Consider the following 15,258-nt stretch of genomic DNA (forward strand, 5'->3'; position numbering starts at 1 on the left):
TAATCATCTATAAAAGTCAACGTATTTTTTCTTTAGATCGATGAAGGTTCAATTTTGAAGAACAAACAAAAAAGACACAAACCTGCATAAACAGGTTGTGCCTTTTTTCAATCCATTCTATTACGGCTTCCAGGTCAATTGTTTGGAAGCGTCAATCAACTCATCCAATTGAACGCCATGCGCGGTTAGTACCACATATAGAGATTGATTATTCGCGTTTGCATTGAAATGAACAGCATGCTGGACGGTTGAATCTTTGGTGCCATGTTGATCATAGGAAACGGCGATAGCCTGTTCTCCGTTGATACTGAACAACTGAGTAGCAGAAAACGTTCCTGGAATGGAGAGGCTGCGTTTCCCTTGTGTATTGCGAACGACTTCAACTTTGATCCAGTCCTTGTTTCGTTTGTAATCGGCAGACAAGTGGGCTACTTTTTGACTGGTTTCCGATTCATACTGAATAGAAATATCACCCATCGTAAAACCGTTCGTGGCTGTCGCCAGTACAGGTACAGGCATGTCGGATGCTTGTACAGCTGTTTCCACATCCGTGAAGGTGGAGAGTGTAATCTGCTGTTTGGCTGCCATCGGAAGCGTCGGACCTACCAACGCATTCTCTTTAGAGGCATTCGCATTTGCGTCTGCTTCAGGAACACTTGATGCCGTTATTCCAAAAACAGGTTGATCGCTAATCGTTTGTGAACTGTCTGCATGAGTAGACGTTTCGACACTTTGTTTATCTTTTGATTCAACAGACAAAGCAGTCTGCTTATTTGCAGTGGTGTCTGCAGCGGGTTTTTCAGAGCCGCCACGAGCTGCCATCGGTGTCCGTTCTTCTTTGCTGATGGCACGAGCAGCTTCCGGTGGCGCCACTTTGGTCTGCGGCTTCTCCATGGCAATTGCTCCGTCCAGTGGAGCAACGGCTGCTTTTGATTGCACTGGCGCTGCTTGCGGCTCGGCTTGGGCGAGTACTTTTTCCTGATTTTCCACCGGAGCTTGCAGGGCAGGCGTATCGCTTTGCACGGTGCTCCGCTGAGAAGCAGTTTCAGGTGATGCAGTAGGTGCCGGAGCTTGCTCCGATGTACTGTAGGCCACGGCTGGGTTGCTTCCAGCAGCTTGGTTGCTCGCAGACTGCGAAGCCGTTTCTAGTTGATCTGAATTGAGCTGCTGATAGCTCATAAAGCCTATTGCAAGCAACACAGCAGCTGCGCTGACCCAGGCAAATGAAGGGAAGCCTTTTGTCCGGCGCCCTCTGGTAGTTGGCGGTTGCAAAGATACCGCAGCAGCGTGAGGGGGCGTGTTTTGCCCGGCTGATTGGTAGATAGCCTGCATGATTCTCTCTTCCAGGTTCGCTTGTGGTAAAGGAACCTCTTTCAAGAACTGCACCTCCTCTTCTGTTGTCATTTGTGTTTCAATCCAGACGATGCAATCCTCACAGGTTTCAATGTGGGAAAGCAATTCGCTATCCGTGTCATCTAGATCTAGCCATGCTTTTCTAAATGCCTGGCAGTTCATGTACGAGCCCCCCTTCCTTGCGGGTTAACAATTTTGCGAGTTCCTGGCGAGCGCGAAGGTAGCGGACGCGGGCGGTAGACTCGGCAATGCCGAGAAGCGTCGCGATTTTTTCGAACGGATATTCATGCGTGCAACGAAGCACGATAACTTCACGATAGGAATCCGATAACAAAGAGAACGCCTCTTCGATTTCACGACGCTGTTCTTTATTCATGAGCGATTCTTGTGGAGATTCGTCACGAGTATTGGACGGTACGTAAGCAAGCTGTTCATCGGAGTCGTGAAATTTCCGGCGACGCAGGAAGTCGATGCTCTTGTTTCTGGCAAGCGTATGTAACCAGGAAGAGAACTGGCTGTCTCCACGAAAGGTAGAAAGCTTTTCATACGCCTTCACAAATACTTCCTGTGTAAGATCCTCTGCATCGGAGCGATTATTCACCATTTTGTAGATGAAAACGTAAATCATATGCTGATATCGCTGGATGAGGTCGCGATATCCTTCGATGTCGCCTTGAAGAATCCGCTGAATGATTTCGGCGTCGGATTGCATTGAATCTCCGGCCTCCCTTCCCTCTATGAGACGCTGGGTTTTTTAAAACGTTTCAGACCAGCGTTTCCATTTCTATAATATCGTATGGATAGCCTTGTTCTACGAGAAAAAGCTGGCGATGAAGTGAAAATTCCTGCTCTCTCGTATCACGTGTGACCAACGTATAAAAATGCGCTTTGTTGTCGTCTGCCTTTGGTCTGAGAATGCGTCCCAGACGCTGGGCCTCTTCTTGTCTGGAACCGTATGTCCCGGATATTTGAATCGCAACATTGGCATCCGGCAAATCTACGGCGAAGTTGGCCACTTTGGAGACGATGAGGCGCGTGATTTCCCCTTTTTTAAACTGACTGTACAAAAGCTCTCGTTCTTTTTCTGGTACTTTCCCCGTAATCACCGGCAATTGCAAAGCTGCAGCCATCTGGTCCAGTTGATCCACGTATTGACCGATGATCAGTACACGATCGTCAGCATGGCGCTCCAGAAGTTGCTGGACGACCTCCAGCTTTCGCGGGTTTTCAGCGGCAATCCGAAACTTTTGCCGGGCAGTGGCGTGCGCGTATGCTTCGCGCCATTTTGGATCAAAAGGAAGCCTGATTTCCCGGCAGTGCGCTTCGGCGATCCAGCCTTGTTCCTCCATGGTTTTCCACGGAATCTCGTATTTTTTGGGACCGATCAGGGTAAAGGCATCTTCTTCCCTGCCATCCTCGCGAACAAGAGTGGCGGTCAGACCGAGCCTGCGTGTTGCCTGAATACCCGAAGTCACCCGAAAAACAGGAGCGGGCAATAAATGAACCTCATCGTAAATAATAAGCCCCCAATCGCGCTCTGAAAAGAGTCTCATATGAGGAAATTCATCTTCAGAGGTAGGGCGGTACGTCAAAATTTGATAAGTTGCCACGGTAATTGGCTTGACTTCCTTGCAATCACCGGTATATTCGCCAACCAAAGCGGGATCAAGTCCAGTTTTGTCCAGCAATTCCTGTATCCATTGACGAACAGATGTCGTATTGGTTGTCAGGATAAGAGTGGCTGTCTGCAATTGGCAAATCGCGCCAATTCCGATTACTGTTTTTCCCGCTCCACATGGAAGCACAAGCACGCCGCTTCCACCCATAGCAGCACCGTCTGAATAAAAGGCGCTGACAGCTTCTTGTTGATAGGGACGTAGAGAAAACGGTCTGCCTTGTGAGGTCATCTGGCGCATGCTTATCGAACAGGGTTCACCTTGTGTATATCCAGCCAAATCTTGCACAGGATACCCGAGTCTGATCAATTCTTGCTTGATTAGTCCCCGTGCGTAAGGTTTAAGTATATGCCCTTCGTCAAATAGCTGGGTGATCGATTTATAAGCCATAAGTTCGGCGAGCAAAAGTGGATCATCACAAGTCAAAATCAGGGCATCCTCTGATCGTTCGAGTTTGATCAGACCGTACTTTCGCATCGTCTCGGCAATCTCTTTGACAATGGTAGGCGGAACTCCATATTTACTGTACGACCCCAGCAATTCTATTACCTGCTCAGGCATCAAGCCACTTGCTGCTGCATTCCAAAGCGACAGCGGGGTAATGCGATAGGTATGAATGTACTCCGGGCTTTTCATCAGCTCGGCAAATCCATGGATGGCCTGTCTTGCTTCTGCAAATAATGGATGCTGCGTTTCCAGTAAAATCGTTCGATCGCTTTGTACAATCATTGGCAGATCTGGACGGTAAGACAAGAGACTCACCTCGTCAAAAGGCATAAGGAATCAGAACTATGGTATCACAATCCGGAAAAGAAAGAAAAACGAAGAGGTAACATTCCAAGCGCGATGGGAAAGAATAACCCAAAGACTGACGGAAAGGATGAACGCGGGACATGGCAATGTGGGGCAGTTTGTTCAATCTGGTGCTGGTCGTGATCCTCGTCCTCCTCAACGGATTTTTCGTAGCAACGGAATTTGCCGTGGTCAAGGTGAGGGAATCACGTATCGCTCAACTGGTGGCGGAGGGGAACCAAAGAGCCGTTCATGTAGAGCAGGTCATTTCCAATCTGGATGCGTATTTGTCAGCCTGTCAGTTGGGAATCACCCTTGCTTCGCTGGGGCTAGGTTGGTTAGGGGAGCCTGCGATTGCTCATCTATTGCACCCGGTTTTTCGCTATTTTGGCCTGAATGATACGCTGGTCACGAGCATTTCCTTCATCATAGCGTTTTCTGTCATTACCTTTTTGCATATCGTACTGGGGGAACTGGCACCGAAGTCGCTGGCGATCCAGCGCACGGAAATGGTGGTGCTTGCCATTGCCAAGCCGATTTCACTGTTTCATAAAATCATGTATCCATTCATCACTCTTCTCAACTGGTCGGCTAGCCGTTTTCTTGCCCTTTTTCATATTTCTATGGAGCCACACCAAGAGGCGCATACAGAGGAAGAGATTCGTATTCTGGTCAACGAGAGTCACAAGAGCGGACTAATTGACAATACCGAGCTGATGCTGGTGGACAATATCTTTGACTTTTCCGAGACGATGGCCAGAGAAATCATGGTTCCGCGTACCGACATGGTGGTTCTGAATCTGCGCGATCCATTTGAGGAAAACGTCAAGCTGGTCCAAAATGGACGGTTTACACGCTATCCGGTGGTAGACGGTGACAAAGATCACGTAGTGGGGAGTCTGCACATTAAGGACATGCTGACTGGACTGCTCGAAGGAGAGCGCAGCGATCTGGAAACATTGATGCGCTCGATTTTGACCGTGCCTGAAACGATTTCGATCAGCCGTTTGTTGACGATGCTGCAAAAACAGCGAGGACAGATGGCCATTATCATTGACGAATATGGAGGCACAGCAGGTCTGGTTACACTGGAAGATATAATGGAAGAAATCGTAGGAGACATTCAGGACGAGTTTGATGACGAGCGTCCAGAAGTGGAGCAAAGGGACGACTTGCTATCCCTGGATGGACGTATGCTTCTGGAGGAAGTGAGCGAATATCTCGATATCGATCTGGAGTCGAGTGAAGTGGACACCTTGGCAGGGTGGATTTACATGCAAATCGATCATCCGCCACGCGTTGGGGATCTCGTTCGGGAGGGGAATTATGAATTCCTCGTTGACGAAGTCGATCATTATCGAATAACGCGCGTAGTGGTGAAAAAACGGGCAGAAGAGGAGGCAAAAATCGAGAAAGGGGGGTAGCCTTTTTATCTTCTAGGTGAAAAGAACCAGACTGGCGTTTTTTTACAGATATAAAATTATATCCAGTATAAGTGCAACCGCGGCTCCGCCAAAGGCATAGCCAGGTTTTCTAATCATGGGCGAGTGGCACAAAATATTGAGGAAAAGAACTATTCAAGGCGAAATAATATGCTATAATTGGACACAAGTTGCCTTTGCGCAATGAAAAGAGTCGTTGCCCAAAAAGGGTGAATGAAGCCTTGTTACCCAGGGTAACGAGAGCATTTAGCAAAGCTGAGCCTAGAGGAGGAAGTAGAGATGAGACGAGTAGTTAGTATGGGACTGACCGCATTGCTGGCATTTACTTTGGCAGCATGTGGCAATCAGGCAACAGGTGAAAAGACAGATTCGACAGCAGCGAATTCCGGGCAGCAGCAAACTGTCAAATTGGGATTGACGCAATTCGTAGAACACCCGGCGCTGGATGCAATCCATAAAGGCATTTTGGATGGGCTGAAAGACTCCGGTTACGAAGAGGGCAAAAATCTGGAAGTAGATTCCCAGAATGCCCACGGTGATATGAATAACACTGTCTCGATCGCCCAAAAGTATGCTGGCGATAAAAAGGACATGGTAATAGCTATTGCTACGCCGTCCGCACAAGCAGCAGCCAAGGCGATCACAGATGCACCTGTTCTTTTCAGCGCCGTTACAGACCCAATCTCAGCTCAACTGGTCACCAGTCTGGAAAAACCGGACAAAAACGTGACAGGTACATCAGACAAAGTATCAATGGAACAGCAATTGAAGCTCATCAAGACCTTCCTGCCCGAGCTTAAAAAGCTTGGTGTGATTTATACGACATCCGAAGTCAATTCGGAGGTGCAGGTCAAGGATTTGGAAGAAGCAGCTAGCAAAGAAGGCGTAGAGATCGTCAAAGCTGGTATTTCCCAACTGTCTGAGGTGCAGCTGGCAGCTCAGGGACTCGTTGGAAAAACAGATGCCATGTTTATCCCGATCGACAATACGGTAGTTTCGTCCTTTGAAGCTGTCTTGGGGGTAGCAGAGCAGAACAAGATTCCTGTTTTCGCTTCTGACACCGATACGGTAAAGCGCGGTGCTGTTGCCACATATGGTATTGATTACTATCAAATTGGGAAGCAAACAGGCGAGATGGCTGCACGTGTACTGAAAGGTCAATCTGTAGCCGAAACACCTGTAGAAGTTTCCAAGCAGGCCGACTTATACATCAACGAAACAGCAGCTGCCAAGTTTGGTCTCACTGTATCCGAGGCACTCAAACAGCAGGCGAAAGAAATCATCAAGTAAAAAGAGAGCTTCTTGCTCTCTTTTTATTCTTTTAAAAGTTTTTTAAACATGGTAAGATTAGAAAAAAATTTTTCAAGGGGGAAATTTATCAGATGTTCAAACAAAAAAAGCCTGTCAAAATTATTCAGAGTATTTTATTTCCTTTGGTGCTTTTGTCCGTCACAGCATGTGGACAGCAGACTACTGCTCCGGCGAACAATCAGCCAGCTCCTGCTACTTCCGCTCCGGCTCCTGCACCTGAAGCCAAGCAACTGACCATCGGAATTTCCCAGTTCGTGGAACATCCGGCTTTGGATGCTGCACGAGAAGGCTTTGTCGCGCAATTGGCGAAAAATGGATATGAAGATGGCAAGCAAGTTAAAATTGATGTGAAGTCCGCACAAGCGAGCATGGATACAGCGATCTCGATTGCTCAAAAGTTCGAAGCTGACAAGGTTGACCTGGTGCTAGCTATTGCCACGCCAACCGCACAGGCTGCAGCTCAAACGAGCAAAGAGATCCCCATTCTTTTCACAGCCGTAACGGACCCTGTGGAAGCGGGGTTGGTAAAAGCAATGGGTAAGCCAGGCGCAAACGTAACGGGCACGTCTGACATGAACCCTGTCGAAGAGCAATTGAAGCTGATCAAGGAATTGAAAGCTGATGCAAAATCGGTTGGCGTGATTTATAGCTCTGGTGAAGTAAACTCCAAAGTTCAGGTAGACGCTGCAAAAGCTGTTGCTGACAAGCTGGGTCTGACCATCCGTGAAGCCGCCATCACGAGCGCTACAGAAGTGAAACAAGCAGCGGAGTCAATGGTAGGTAAAGTAGACGCTTTCTATGTACCAACAGATAACATGGTAGTGTCCTCGATCGCAGCAGTACTCGGTGTAGCTGAGTCACAAAAAATCCCGGTCATCGCAGGTGAAGAAAACTCTGTGAAGAGCGGTGCGATTGCTACTTACGGTATCGACTACACCAAGCTGGGTGAGCAAACGGCTGACATGGCTACTAAAATTCTGAAAGGCGAAGCGAAGCCTGCGGATATGCCAGTAGAAATGCAAGCTGAAATGAAACTCGTATTGAACAAAAAAGCAGCGGAAAAAATGGGTGTGACTATTCCGCAAGCTATGCTCGACCGCGCGGGAGAAGTGGTAGAGTAATAAACGCAGCAACAGGAGGACTTCTTCTATGAATTTGGCAATAATGGGAGCAATCGAACAGGGCTTGTTATTTGGTATTTTGGCCCTGGGCGTCTATCTTACCTTCCGTGTATTAAACGTTCCTGACTTGACCGTTGACGGTAGCTTTGCCTTGGGCGGCGCAATTGCAGCTAAGTTTATCATTGATGGAACCAATCCATTCCTGGCTACCCTGCTGGCATTCTTCGTCGGCGGGCTGGCTGGAGCTTTTACCGGCATCTTGCATACCAAAGGGAAAGTCAACGCACTTTTGGCAGGGATTTTGACTATGATCGCGCTGTACTCAATCAATCTGCGCGTTATGGGCAAGGCCAATTTGCCGCTGCTGCGTGAAGATACTCTCTTTACCTACGTTCAGGGCTTGAGCATTCCGAACGTAACAATTGGTGGGGTAACCTTCTTGACTGGAGTTGCCATCGTTTTCTTGCTCGGTGTTATGGTTCTGAAACTGGTAATTGATTGGTTCCTTCATACAGATCTTGGTCTGGATTTGCGTGCGACAGGTGATAATCCGAAGATGATTCGCAGCTTTGGTGTAAATACAGATACGACGACAATCATCGGCTTGGCATTGTCTAACGGCTTGGTGGCTGTATCTGGTGCATGGGTAGCCCAGTACCAGGGCTTTGCAGACGTAGGTATGGGGATCGGTATGATCGTAATTGGTCTTGCTTCTGTTATTGTCGGTGAAGTATTGTTTGGAAGCTCCTCTATTTTCCGTGTGACGCTTGCCGTTATTCTCGGTTCGATTGTGTACCGCTTAGTCATCGCAATGGCACTGCAGGCGGGATTGAATCCGTCTGACATGAAGCTGATCACTGCCTTGATCGTTATTATCGCCCTGACCGTTCCGACCATTGCCAAGGGGATATGGAAAAAACCAGCAGTGCGCGCGGTAAAGGGAGGAAGTAGCGATGCTTAAGATTTCTGGAGTAAATAAAGTATTTAATGCAGGAACCGTCAATGAGAAGATCGCACTACGAAACGTGAATCTGGTTGTCAAATCCGGCGAATTCATCACCGTGATCGGTAGTAACGGTGCTGGTAAGTCCACGATGATGAACATTATCTCCGGGGGCATGATTCCTGATTGGGGCACGATCGCCATTGACGGGAAAGATGTGACGCGCATGGGTGAGCATCAGCGTGCCGGATTGATCGGCCGCGTGTTCCAAGACCCGATGGCAGGTACCGCACCGAACATGACGATTGAGGAAAATCTGGCAATCGCTTTGGCTCGGGGAAAAAGGCGTTCGCTGTCATTTGGGGTAAACAATCATAAGCGGGAGCTGTTCCGCGAGCAGCTCAAGCAGTTGGATCAAGGACTGGAAAATCGTTTGAAAACCAAGGTTGGCTTTCTCTCAGGTGGACAGCGTCAAGCGCTCAGCCTTTTGATGGCTACCTTCACGGAACCGAAAATCTTGCTTCTTGATGAGCATACAGCGGCGCTTGATCCCAAACGTGCGCAACTGATTGTCGATTTGACCCAGAAAGTCGTCGAGCAATTCAAGCTGACGACGATCATGGTTACGCACAATATGGAACAAGCACTGAACATGGGGAACAGGCTCCTGATGCTGCACGATGGCGGTATCATTCTCGATATTCCCGATGAGAAAAAACGAACGATGAAACCACAGGATTTACTGCGAGCGTTTGAAATAGCCCGCGGTGGAGAAAGCTTCAACGAAGACCGCTTCCTTTTGACTTAAATCCGTATCAGCCTTCCTGTTCTAACAGGAGGGCTTTTTCTTTGCTCCACAGATAGGTGTGCATAGCCCAGGCACCTACCAGCAAAATGACCGCTACAATCGTAAATAGCATGGTCCCGCCAAAATGAATCATGACGAGACTGCCCAAAATAGGACCGCATGAGCGAGAAATGTCCCAATGCGTACCGGTAATAGCAAAATATCTTCCGCGCATAGACGTAGGGGCAATCCGTGTGATAAAGGCTAATAGTTGCGTCAGACCGATGCTCTCTCCGAGAACGAGCAGCACTTGGAGAGCGATGAGCGCAGGAGCGCTATCCAGGAAGGCATACCCTAGCGCAACAACGAAAAAGCAGAGATATGAGCTTGTAATTAAGAGGCGAGTATTCAGATGCTGTGTCCACTTGACGAGCATGTATTCAAAAAGGAGCAGCATGATTCCTTTAACCGATATGAGCAGCGCCAATGTTTGCAAGTAATTAGGCAGCGTATTCTTCAGATGGAGCTGTAGATTTGTTTCTGTTTGTGCGTAGAACAGGCTGATCGGCAAGGATAGCATCATGATTGCCAGTGCAGGTCGATATGCTTTCAGCGAACCTTTAGGGTGATTGCTCATCTCTTCCGTCTCCGAAATTTGAGGTAGCTCCGTTTGAGGAATTTTCCACCAGACGGCAATCGCATAAAGAAGAAGGGAGGTCGCTGTGAACAAAAAGGCCAAGGAAGGATCAAACTGATAAATGAGCACACCGACCAATGGCCCAATCGCGGCTCCAATGCTGCTTGCTGTACTTAATAATGCAAATGCACTAGCCATTTGACCAGCGGGAATGGTGTCGGCAAGATGAGCACGGCTGACGGGAATGAACAGCGAGCGTCCTGCTCCATTGAGGAGGTACAACAGGGCAAAGGCGATCATGGAATCGGCGAAGGCCATTCCCAGCATAGCCAAGCCTTGTATAAATAAGGCGAGCAGCATGATCGACTTCCGGCGAAAGCGGTCTGTCACTCCACCTGCAACGAGCGTCAGAAGTATTTCAGAGAGGGGTTGCATGCCGATGATGATCATGGTCATTGTGATGGAACTTCCGATGTTCTCGCTCAAATACAGCACTAAAAAAGGAGCAATCATCGTGCTGGAGAGCGATGTGAGCATTTCTCCAAACAAGCGAACCCACAAAATGGGCGGATACGTTGCAATAAAGCGGCGGATTGAGTGAATAGGGTTTGTCATTTGAAGAGTCCTTTCTATTACATTTTTTTGATAGGATGTTGTTTCATTGAATTGTAAGGTGGCGAGAATCGGAGAAAAAGCGTACGATTAGACGTATCATTTTTTCATGTTTTATCGAGTGATTGGCGGTGGGTTTATGCAGTTAGTCGAACAATACATGCGCTTATGCGCGGGTTGTGCAAAAGGATCGCTTGGGCAGCCGCAGGAAATAGCGCTTGCGGAAGTGGCAGCAATCCTGTTTTGTACGCTTCGCAATGCGACATTAACAGTAAAGAAAATGCAGAGCCAAGGCTGGCTCATCTGGCAGCCGGGAAGAGGGCGAGGGAACCGCTCTGTCCTCACATGCGTTCTCGCACCGGTAGATCTGATCCTGTCCGTTGCCAAAGAGATGGTGCAAAAAGGAGATATTCGGACTTCGCGGGAGTTGATCGAGCAGTATCAGGATGAGTGGCCAGCTCTTGCAGAAGATTTCTCACGCTGGATGAGCAGCCAGTTTGGACTTCACGTTACGAGGGAAAAAGGGAATAGCAGAGTGGATACGCTGCGACTGTTCTTTGATAGACCGTTTCATGGGTTAGATCCGATCCACGTCCTCCTGCGGTCTCAAACGCACTTGGCTAAGCATCTGTTCGATTGTCTTGTCCGGTTTGATCCAGTCGCAAAGAGAATCGAGCCACATCTGAGCTTTTATTGGGATTCAAACGATTCGGGGACCGAATGGACATTTTTCCTGCGCAAAGGTGTCATGTTCCATCACGGACGCGTGCTTACAGCAAATGACGTCTGTTATTCCTTGCAGCGATTGAAGGAAAAGCAGTCCAAGCATCGCTGGCTGACCGCCTCGATCAAGTCCATCATCGCAAGGGAAGAGCATATTGTTGTCATCACATTAGATGAGCCGGATCCGTTTTTTTTACATGCGCTCAGCAAGGAGTATGTAGGGATCGTTCCGCACGATTATGTAGAGGAGATGGGTGAGCAGTTCGCACAGATGCCAGTCGGAACAGGACCGTTTCGGGTTGTCCGCAATGATGATTCGATGATCGTCCTGGAGGCGTTTCAACCGTATTTTGGCGGACGGCCGTTTTTGGATCGAATCGAAATATGGTGTGTGCCTGAGCTTCCTGAGGGGGCCAAAATGAATCACAGCGCGGATCCCACCCAGTTGCTACTGGCCGTAACAAGTGCATGGCGCAAACCGGAACCAAACGAAATATCATGGCAAGGTTTTACGGGGCAAGAGCAGTGCTTTCAGTATGTCAGTCTAAATGGGGCAAAAGTGGGACCGCTACGTGATCCAGCTTTTCGCAAAATGCTGTCGGGGATCATTTCACCGGTGGAGCTGCGCAAGGATCTAAAGGGAACCAGGGAGCGGGCTGTGGTGTGGGGAGAAAGCGGACCTTTCCGTGAACGGGACGAAAAATCGGATCATCTGGCAGTAACGATGCACCTACAAGCTTGTGGATACAAGGGAGAGACACTGCTTCTTTACACGTACCCTGATTTGGATCACGTAGAGGACGCCGAATGGATCAAGGAAAAGTGTGGGCAATTTGGGATCAATATAGAGATTGTGTATGCTGATCCTGAGGAGCTCGCGAAGCCTGCTTTGCTTGAAGCTGCCGATCTGGTTGTAGATAGCGCCAATGTGGACGAGCGGAGCGAGCTTTCCTTGCGAGAATTTTTGCATGCAGATGCTTTGAGCATTTCGCATCATCTCCCCTCGGATCAAAAAGCAGCGTTGAATCGATTGGTACGAAAGATGGGGCTAGCCAAAACACGAAGGGAGCGTCAGGGATATATGGCAAGCATAATGGAGCTGCTCGGTGATATGTACGCGTTTGTTCCGTTGTATTCGAATCGAGTAGAAATGCTCGCACATCCCCGTCTATCCGGAGTCAGCCTCGATGCATACGGGTGGATTGACTTTTTCCGCGTTTTTGTTAGGGCATAGCAAAAAGTTGTCACATTTTAGTGTGAAACCGCTTTCCTCTTTCATCGTATAATTAATTATAAAGATATTCTCATTAGAAACGACCACGTTCGGAGGAGGAACTGCGTGTTGTATACAAAAACGGAAAAGGACAAACATATTTTGTTTGCTTCCATTCGCTTAATGATTTGCGTCGGACATGCCGACGGTTATATAGGCAATAAAGAAGTCGACCAAATTCATGATATCGTGAATGCTGAGCATTTTACCTTGAAGGAACGGCAAATTCTGATGGATGACATGGATTATCCGAAACGTCCGGAAGTGATCGTCGAAGATTTGGTGGATCTGACGCAGAGCGAAAAGCTCGTCATGATGCGCAAGCTGTATCATATGGCGCTGATCGACCGTAAGCTCTCACCAATGGAGACGAAGGAAATTGCCCGGATCGCTTCCCTGATCGGTATTTCCCAGGAGAAACAAGCGCAGGTAGAAGAGTGGATTCGAGAAGGAATCGCTTGGCGCGAACGTTGGAAAGAAATCGTGGGAGATTGATGAAGGACCCCAATTGAATTGGGGTCCTTTCATTTTTTTGGTACAATAGGGATAAGCAGGAGCAACGAATACGTGGGTCTTGTGCCACGATGAAGGAGGAGACGTATGTTTCGAATCTTAGTTACGAATGACGACGGCATTGATGCACTGGGGATCAAGCGTCTAACGGAAGCGTTGCTCACCTTGGAGGGGGCAGAAATCTATGTGGTTGCCCCTGTAGAGGAAAAAAGCGGAGTAGGGCACGGGGTTACGTATCGCAGTGCACTCGCTCCGGAAAAACGTGATTTTTACGGCCTGCCAGTCAAGGCATGGGCGATTAATGGTAACCCGGCGGATTGCGTAAAATCTGCGTATTATTTGTTGTTTGAAGACGGCCATAAGCCGGATATCGTCTTTTCTGGGATAAACGTAGGAACAAACCTTGGACGAGACATTTACTACTCAGGTACGTGCAGCGGTGCCCGCGAGGCTGTTCTCTTGGGTGTTCCCGGTGTTGCTCTTTCTTACGACAATTGGCTTGACCAGGACAACTATGGGGAAGTCGTCGAGATGGTGCAACCATTAATGAAAGAGTTTAGTGAAAAAGCCCAAAAGGGTGAACTGCCACCAAACGTTTTCTGGAACATCAACATCCCCCACGTCCCGCAAGCAGAAGTAAAGGGAATTGCACCTGCAACACTGTCCCTTTATCATTACGAGGACAAGTACAATCAGGAGGCAGAAGGATACTTCCTGACACGGGAATATCCCGAAGTCATGCCACTTGCTGAGCCCTTGGACTACGATTTGTTAAAGCACGGATACATCGCGGTCACTCCTGTACACATTGATGCAACAGACCGTACTCTTTTGCAGCAAATGGAAGAATGGCCACTGGTTAAGGCGTGGGGAAAGCGTGAGGATTAACGGGATGGACAAGGAGTTTTTTCCACAGCTCATACCAAATGACTCCCTGCACTCCCCGGATACGAGCACGCAGGGAGGGGTTATGGACCGGGTGCGATACCATGATCTGTACCAACTGGTAGAAGCAGAGGGGCTTCCGTATTTTGCTCGTTTGAATGGACGCGCGGAAGTAGAGCTTTACCTCGTATTCGAAACCGTGGATGCCTTTAGCGAACAGACAAGAGATGCCGTTTCCATTGAATTCAAGACCTACCAGAACAAATTGCTCGCTGTCATCTGGACGCTCTCCGATCCGCTGCAGCCATTAGGATTTCCCCTTAGCTTTGACATTCGATCAGCAGAAGAACGCTACGTTGCCCTCACGATTTTGCAGCAGCCGTTCACTGTTCTTCACTATCTCGCTTTTGAAGAAGGGCAATTAACTCACATTTATTCCGAAGCGATTCATTTTTCGGCTGAAGAGGTCAGTCGTGCGAAGGACATGGTCCGCTCCTTATACGATGGAAACCCCGCTTCCATGCCAAAAGCAGCGGAGGTCCGCGAAGAAGAGACACAGACGATACCTGCGATGTCACTTCCCGATTCCGTTCTGCAGGAGATGGGGATGGCCTTCATTTTGCAGTACAAAAGGATGCTGGCCACACATGGTGAGGAAGAGGCGCAGCATCTTTTGATGAGCACAGTCAAGCAGGCGGTGTGGGTCATGCGACGCCATACGCGCAGCGAAGTGAGGGATTCCTCCTTTACTGTCTGGGCAGCGGAACAAGGGGAACAACTTTATCTGGTCGTGACACCATCTCTCTCGCATCTATTTGAAGTGGTCCATATGTCCGAGGATGAGGCCAATCCTTTTTCCCGCTTCCTCATGACATTACCGGATTATGTACAAACAGAGGATGCTGCTCCTCTGCGTCTCGGCGCATTCCCTCTTTTACGCTATGAAAGCGGGCAGCTCTATCATTTGGAACTGGACGAAGAGCTGCAGGAGCATCTCGCCCACCTGTCTAGGCAAGCGTTTCCAGGAGCTTCGAATCCCTACAAGTGATCATTGAAATAAAAAGGAAAACCGTTTTTCATAGGAATCTTTTTCGCTTCGATGAAATAAGGGTAAATAAGTCATTTTTCAACAAAGGATACGACAAAGAGGATTACGAAGTAGGTAAGACAGATAATCCGCTGGGGAGAGG

At 48.5% G+C, this 15,258-nt stretch carries 13 protein-coding genes; 9 read left to right on the top strand and 4 right to left on the bottom strand.

Annotated features, from left to right (window positions below; all coding sequences use genetic code 11):
• Window positions 1-120 precede the first annotated feature (120 nt).
• Genes ACIFQN_RS08425 through ACIFQN_RS08435 form a run of 3 tightly spaced genes read right to left on the bottom strand, consistent with a single transcriptional unit; the run spans window position 121 to window position 3,782 of the window.
• Complete coding sequence (locus tag ACIFQN_RS08425) at window positions 121-1,515, bottom strand: hypothetical protein (protein WP_429832565.1); 1,395 nt, start codon at window positions 1,513-1,515, stop codon at window positions 121-123.
• Window positions 1,496-2,065: an RNA polymerase sigma factor gene (locus ACIFQN_RS08430; RefSeq protein ID WP_429832567.1), complete on the bottom strand. Its 570-nt coding sequence runs from the start codon at window positions 2,063-2,065 to the stop codon at window positions 1,496-1,498. Before ACIFQN_RS08430 ends, ACIFQN_RS08425 begins: the two co-directional genes overlap by 20 nt.
• A gap of 52 nt (window positions 2,066-2,117) precedes the next feature.
• Window positions 2,118-3,782 carry a DNA repair helicase XPB gene (locus tag ACIFQN_RS08435; RefSeq protein WP_429832568.1) on the bottom strand — a complete coding sequence of 555 codons (1,665 nt, stop codon included), beginning with the start codon at window positions 3,780-3,782 and terminating at the stop codon, window positions 2,118-2,120.
• A 140-nt stretch (window positions 3,783-3,922) separates the two neighbouring features.
• On the opposite strand from ACIFQN_RS08435, the gene ACIFQN_RS08440 reads away from it, so the two are divergent.
• The 5 genes from ACIFQN_RS08440 (at window position 3,923) to ACIFQN_RS08460 (ending at window position 9,446) form a co-directional block, all read left to right on the top strand.
• Entirely contained in the window at window positions 3,923-5,245 is a 1,323-nt protein-coding gene (locus ACIFQN_RS08440; protein ID WP_429832569.1) for a hemolysin family protein, read from the top strand.
• A gap of 297 nt (window positions 5,246-5,542) precedes the next feature.
• On the top strand, window positions 5,543-6,553 hold the full coding sequence (locus ACIFQN_RS08445) for an ABC transporter substrate-binding protein (protein WP_429832570.1): 1,011 nt from the start codon (window positions 5,543-5,545) through the stop codon (window positions 6,551-6,553).
• 92 nt (window positions 6,554-6,645) lie between these two features.
• Window positions 6,646-7,695: an ABC transporter substrate-binding protein gene (locus ACIFQN_RS08450; protein WP_429832571.1), complete on the top strand. Its 1,050-nt coding sequence runs from the start codon at window positions 6,646-6,648 to the stop codon at window positions 7,693-7,695.
• A gap of 28 nt (window positions 7,696-7,723) precedes the next feature.
• Window positions 7,724-8,656 (top strand): ABC transporter permease, encoded by a 933-nt coding sequence (locus ACIFQN_RS08455; RefSeq protein WP_429832572.1) that lies wholly within the window; start codon window positions 7,724-7,726, stop codon window positions 8,654-8,656.
• Complete coding sequence (locus ACIFQN_RS08460; RefSeq protein WP_429832573.1) at window positions 8,649-9,446, top strand: ABC transporter ATP-binding protein; 798 nt, start codon at window positions 8,649-8,651, stop codon at window positions 9,444-9,446. Before ACIFQN_RS08455 ends, ACIFQN_RS08460 begins: the two co-directional genes overlap by 8 nt.
• A 7-nt stretch (window positions 9,447-9,453) precedes the next feature.
• On the opposite strand, the gene ACIFQN_RS08465 is transcribed toward ACIFQN_RS08460, so the two are convergent.
• Complete coding sequence (locus ACIFQN_RS08465; protein WP_429832574.1) at window positions 9,454-10,677, bottom strand: MDR family MFS transporter; 1,224 nt, start codon at window positions 10,675-10,677, stop codon at window positions 9,454-9,456.
• Between the two features lie 136 nt (window positions 10,678-10,813).
• Between ACIFQN_RS08465 and ACIFQN_RS08470 the strand changes: the two genes are divergently transcribed.
• The 4 genes from ACIFQN_RS08470 to ACIFQN_RS08485 all read left to right on the top strand — a co-directional run bounded on the left by ACIFQN_RS08470 (window position 10,814) and on the right by ACIFQN_RS08485 (window position 15,116).
• Window positions 10,814-12,631, top strand: a complete 1,818-nt coding sequence (locus ACIFQN_RS08470) for an ABC transporter substrate-binding protein (RefSeq protein ID WP_429832575.1) — start codon at window positions 10,814-10,816, stop codon at window positions 12,629-12,631.
• Window positions 12,632-12,739: 108 nt separating this feature from the next.
• Window positions 12,740-13,165 carry a DUF533 domain-containing protein gene (locus ACIFQN_RS08475; protein WP_429832616.1) on the top strand — a complete coding sequence of 142 codons (426 nt, stop codon included), beginning with the start codon at window positions 12,740-12,742 and terminating at the stop codon, window positions 13,163-13,165.
• Between the two features lie 105 nt (window positions 13,166-13,270).
• The gene (gene surE, locus ACIFQN_RS08480; RefSeq protein WP_429832576.1) at window positions 13,271-14,071 is read left to right on the top strand and encodes a 5'/3'-nucleotidase SurE; all 801 of its coding nucleotides are present in this window, start codon (window positions 13,271-13,273) and stop codon (window positions 14,069-14,071) included.
• Window positions 14,072-14,153: 82 nt separating this feature from the next.
• Window positions 14,154-15,116 (top strand): hypothetical protein, encoded by a 963-nt coding sequence (locus ACIFQN_RS08485; RefSeq protein WP_429832577.1) that lies wholly within the window; start codon window positions 14,154-14,156, stop codon window positions 15,114-15,116.
• Window positions 15,117-15,258 lie beyond the last annotated feature (142 nt).

This window comes from Brevibacillus sp. NRS-1366 (assembly GCF_050467985.1).

Excerpts from the sequence above, each read along its gene's own strand:
- ACIFQN_RS08445 (WP_429832570.1), top strand. The coding sequence starts at position 5,543 with ATGAGACGAGTAGTTAGTATGGGACTGACCGCATTGCTGGCATTTACT.
- ACIFQN_RS08485 (WP_429832577.1), top strand. The coding sequence starts at position 14,154 with ATGGACCGGGTGCGATACCATGATCTGTACCAACTGGTAGAAGCAGAG.
- surE (WP_429832576.1), top strand. The coding sequence starts at position 13,271 with ATGTTTCGAATCTTAGTTACGAATGACGACGGCATTGATGCACTGGGG.
- ACIFQN_RS08440 (WP_429832569.1), top strand. The coding sequence starts at position 3,923 with ATGGCAATGTGGGGCAGTTTGTTCAATCTGGTGCTGGTCGTGATCCTC.
- ACIFQN_RS08455 (WP_429832572.1), top strand. The coding sequence starts at position 7,724 with ATGAATTTGGCAATAATGGGAGCAATCGAACAGGGCTTGTTATTTGGT.
- ACIFQN_RS08425 (WP_429832565.1), bottom strand. The coding sequence starts at position 1,515 with ATGAACTGCCAGGCATTTAGAAAAGCATGGCTAGATCTAGATGACACG.
- ACIFQN_RS08460 (WP_429832573.1), top strand. The coding sequence starts at position 8,649 with ATGCTTAAGATTTCTGGAGTAAATAAAGTATTTAATGCAGGAACCGTC.
- ACIFQN_RS08465 (WP_429832574.1), bottom strand. The coding sequence starts at position 10,677 with ATGACAAACCCTATTCACTCAATCCGCCGCTTTATTGCAACGTATCCG.
- ACIFQN_RS08450 (WP_429832571.1), top strand. The coding sequence starts at position 6,646 with ATGTTCAAACAAAAAAAGCCTGTCAAAATTATTCAGAGTATTTTATTT.
- ACIFQN_RS08430 (WP_429832567.1), bottom strand. The coding sequence starts at position 2,065 with ATGCAATCCGACGCCGAAATCATTCAGCGGATTCTTCAAGGCGACATC.
- ACIFQN_RS08470 (WP_429832575.1), top strand. The coding sequence starts at position 10,814 with ATGCAGTTAGTCGAACAATACATGCGCTTATGCGCGGGTTGTGCAAAA.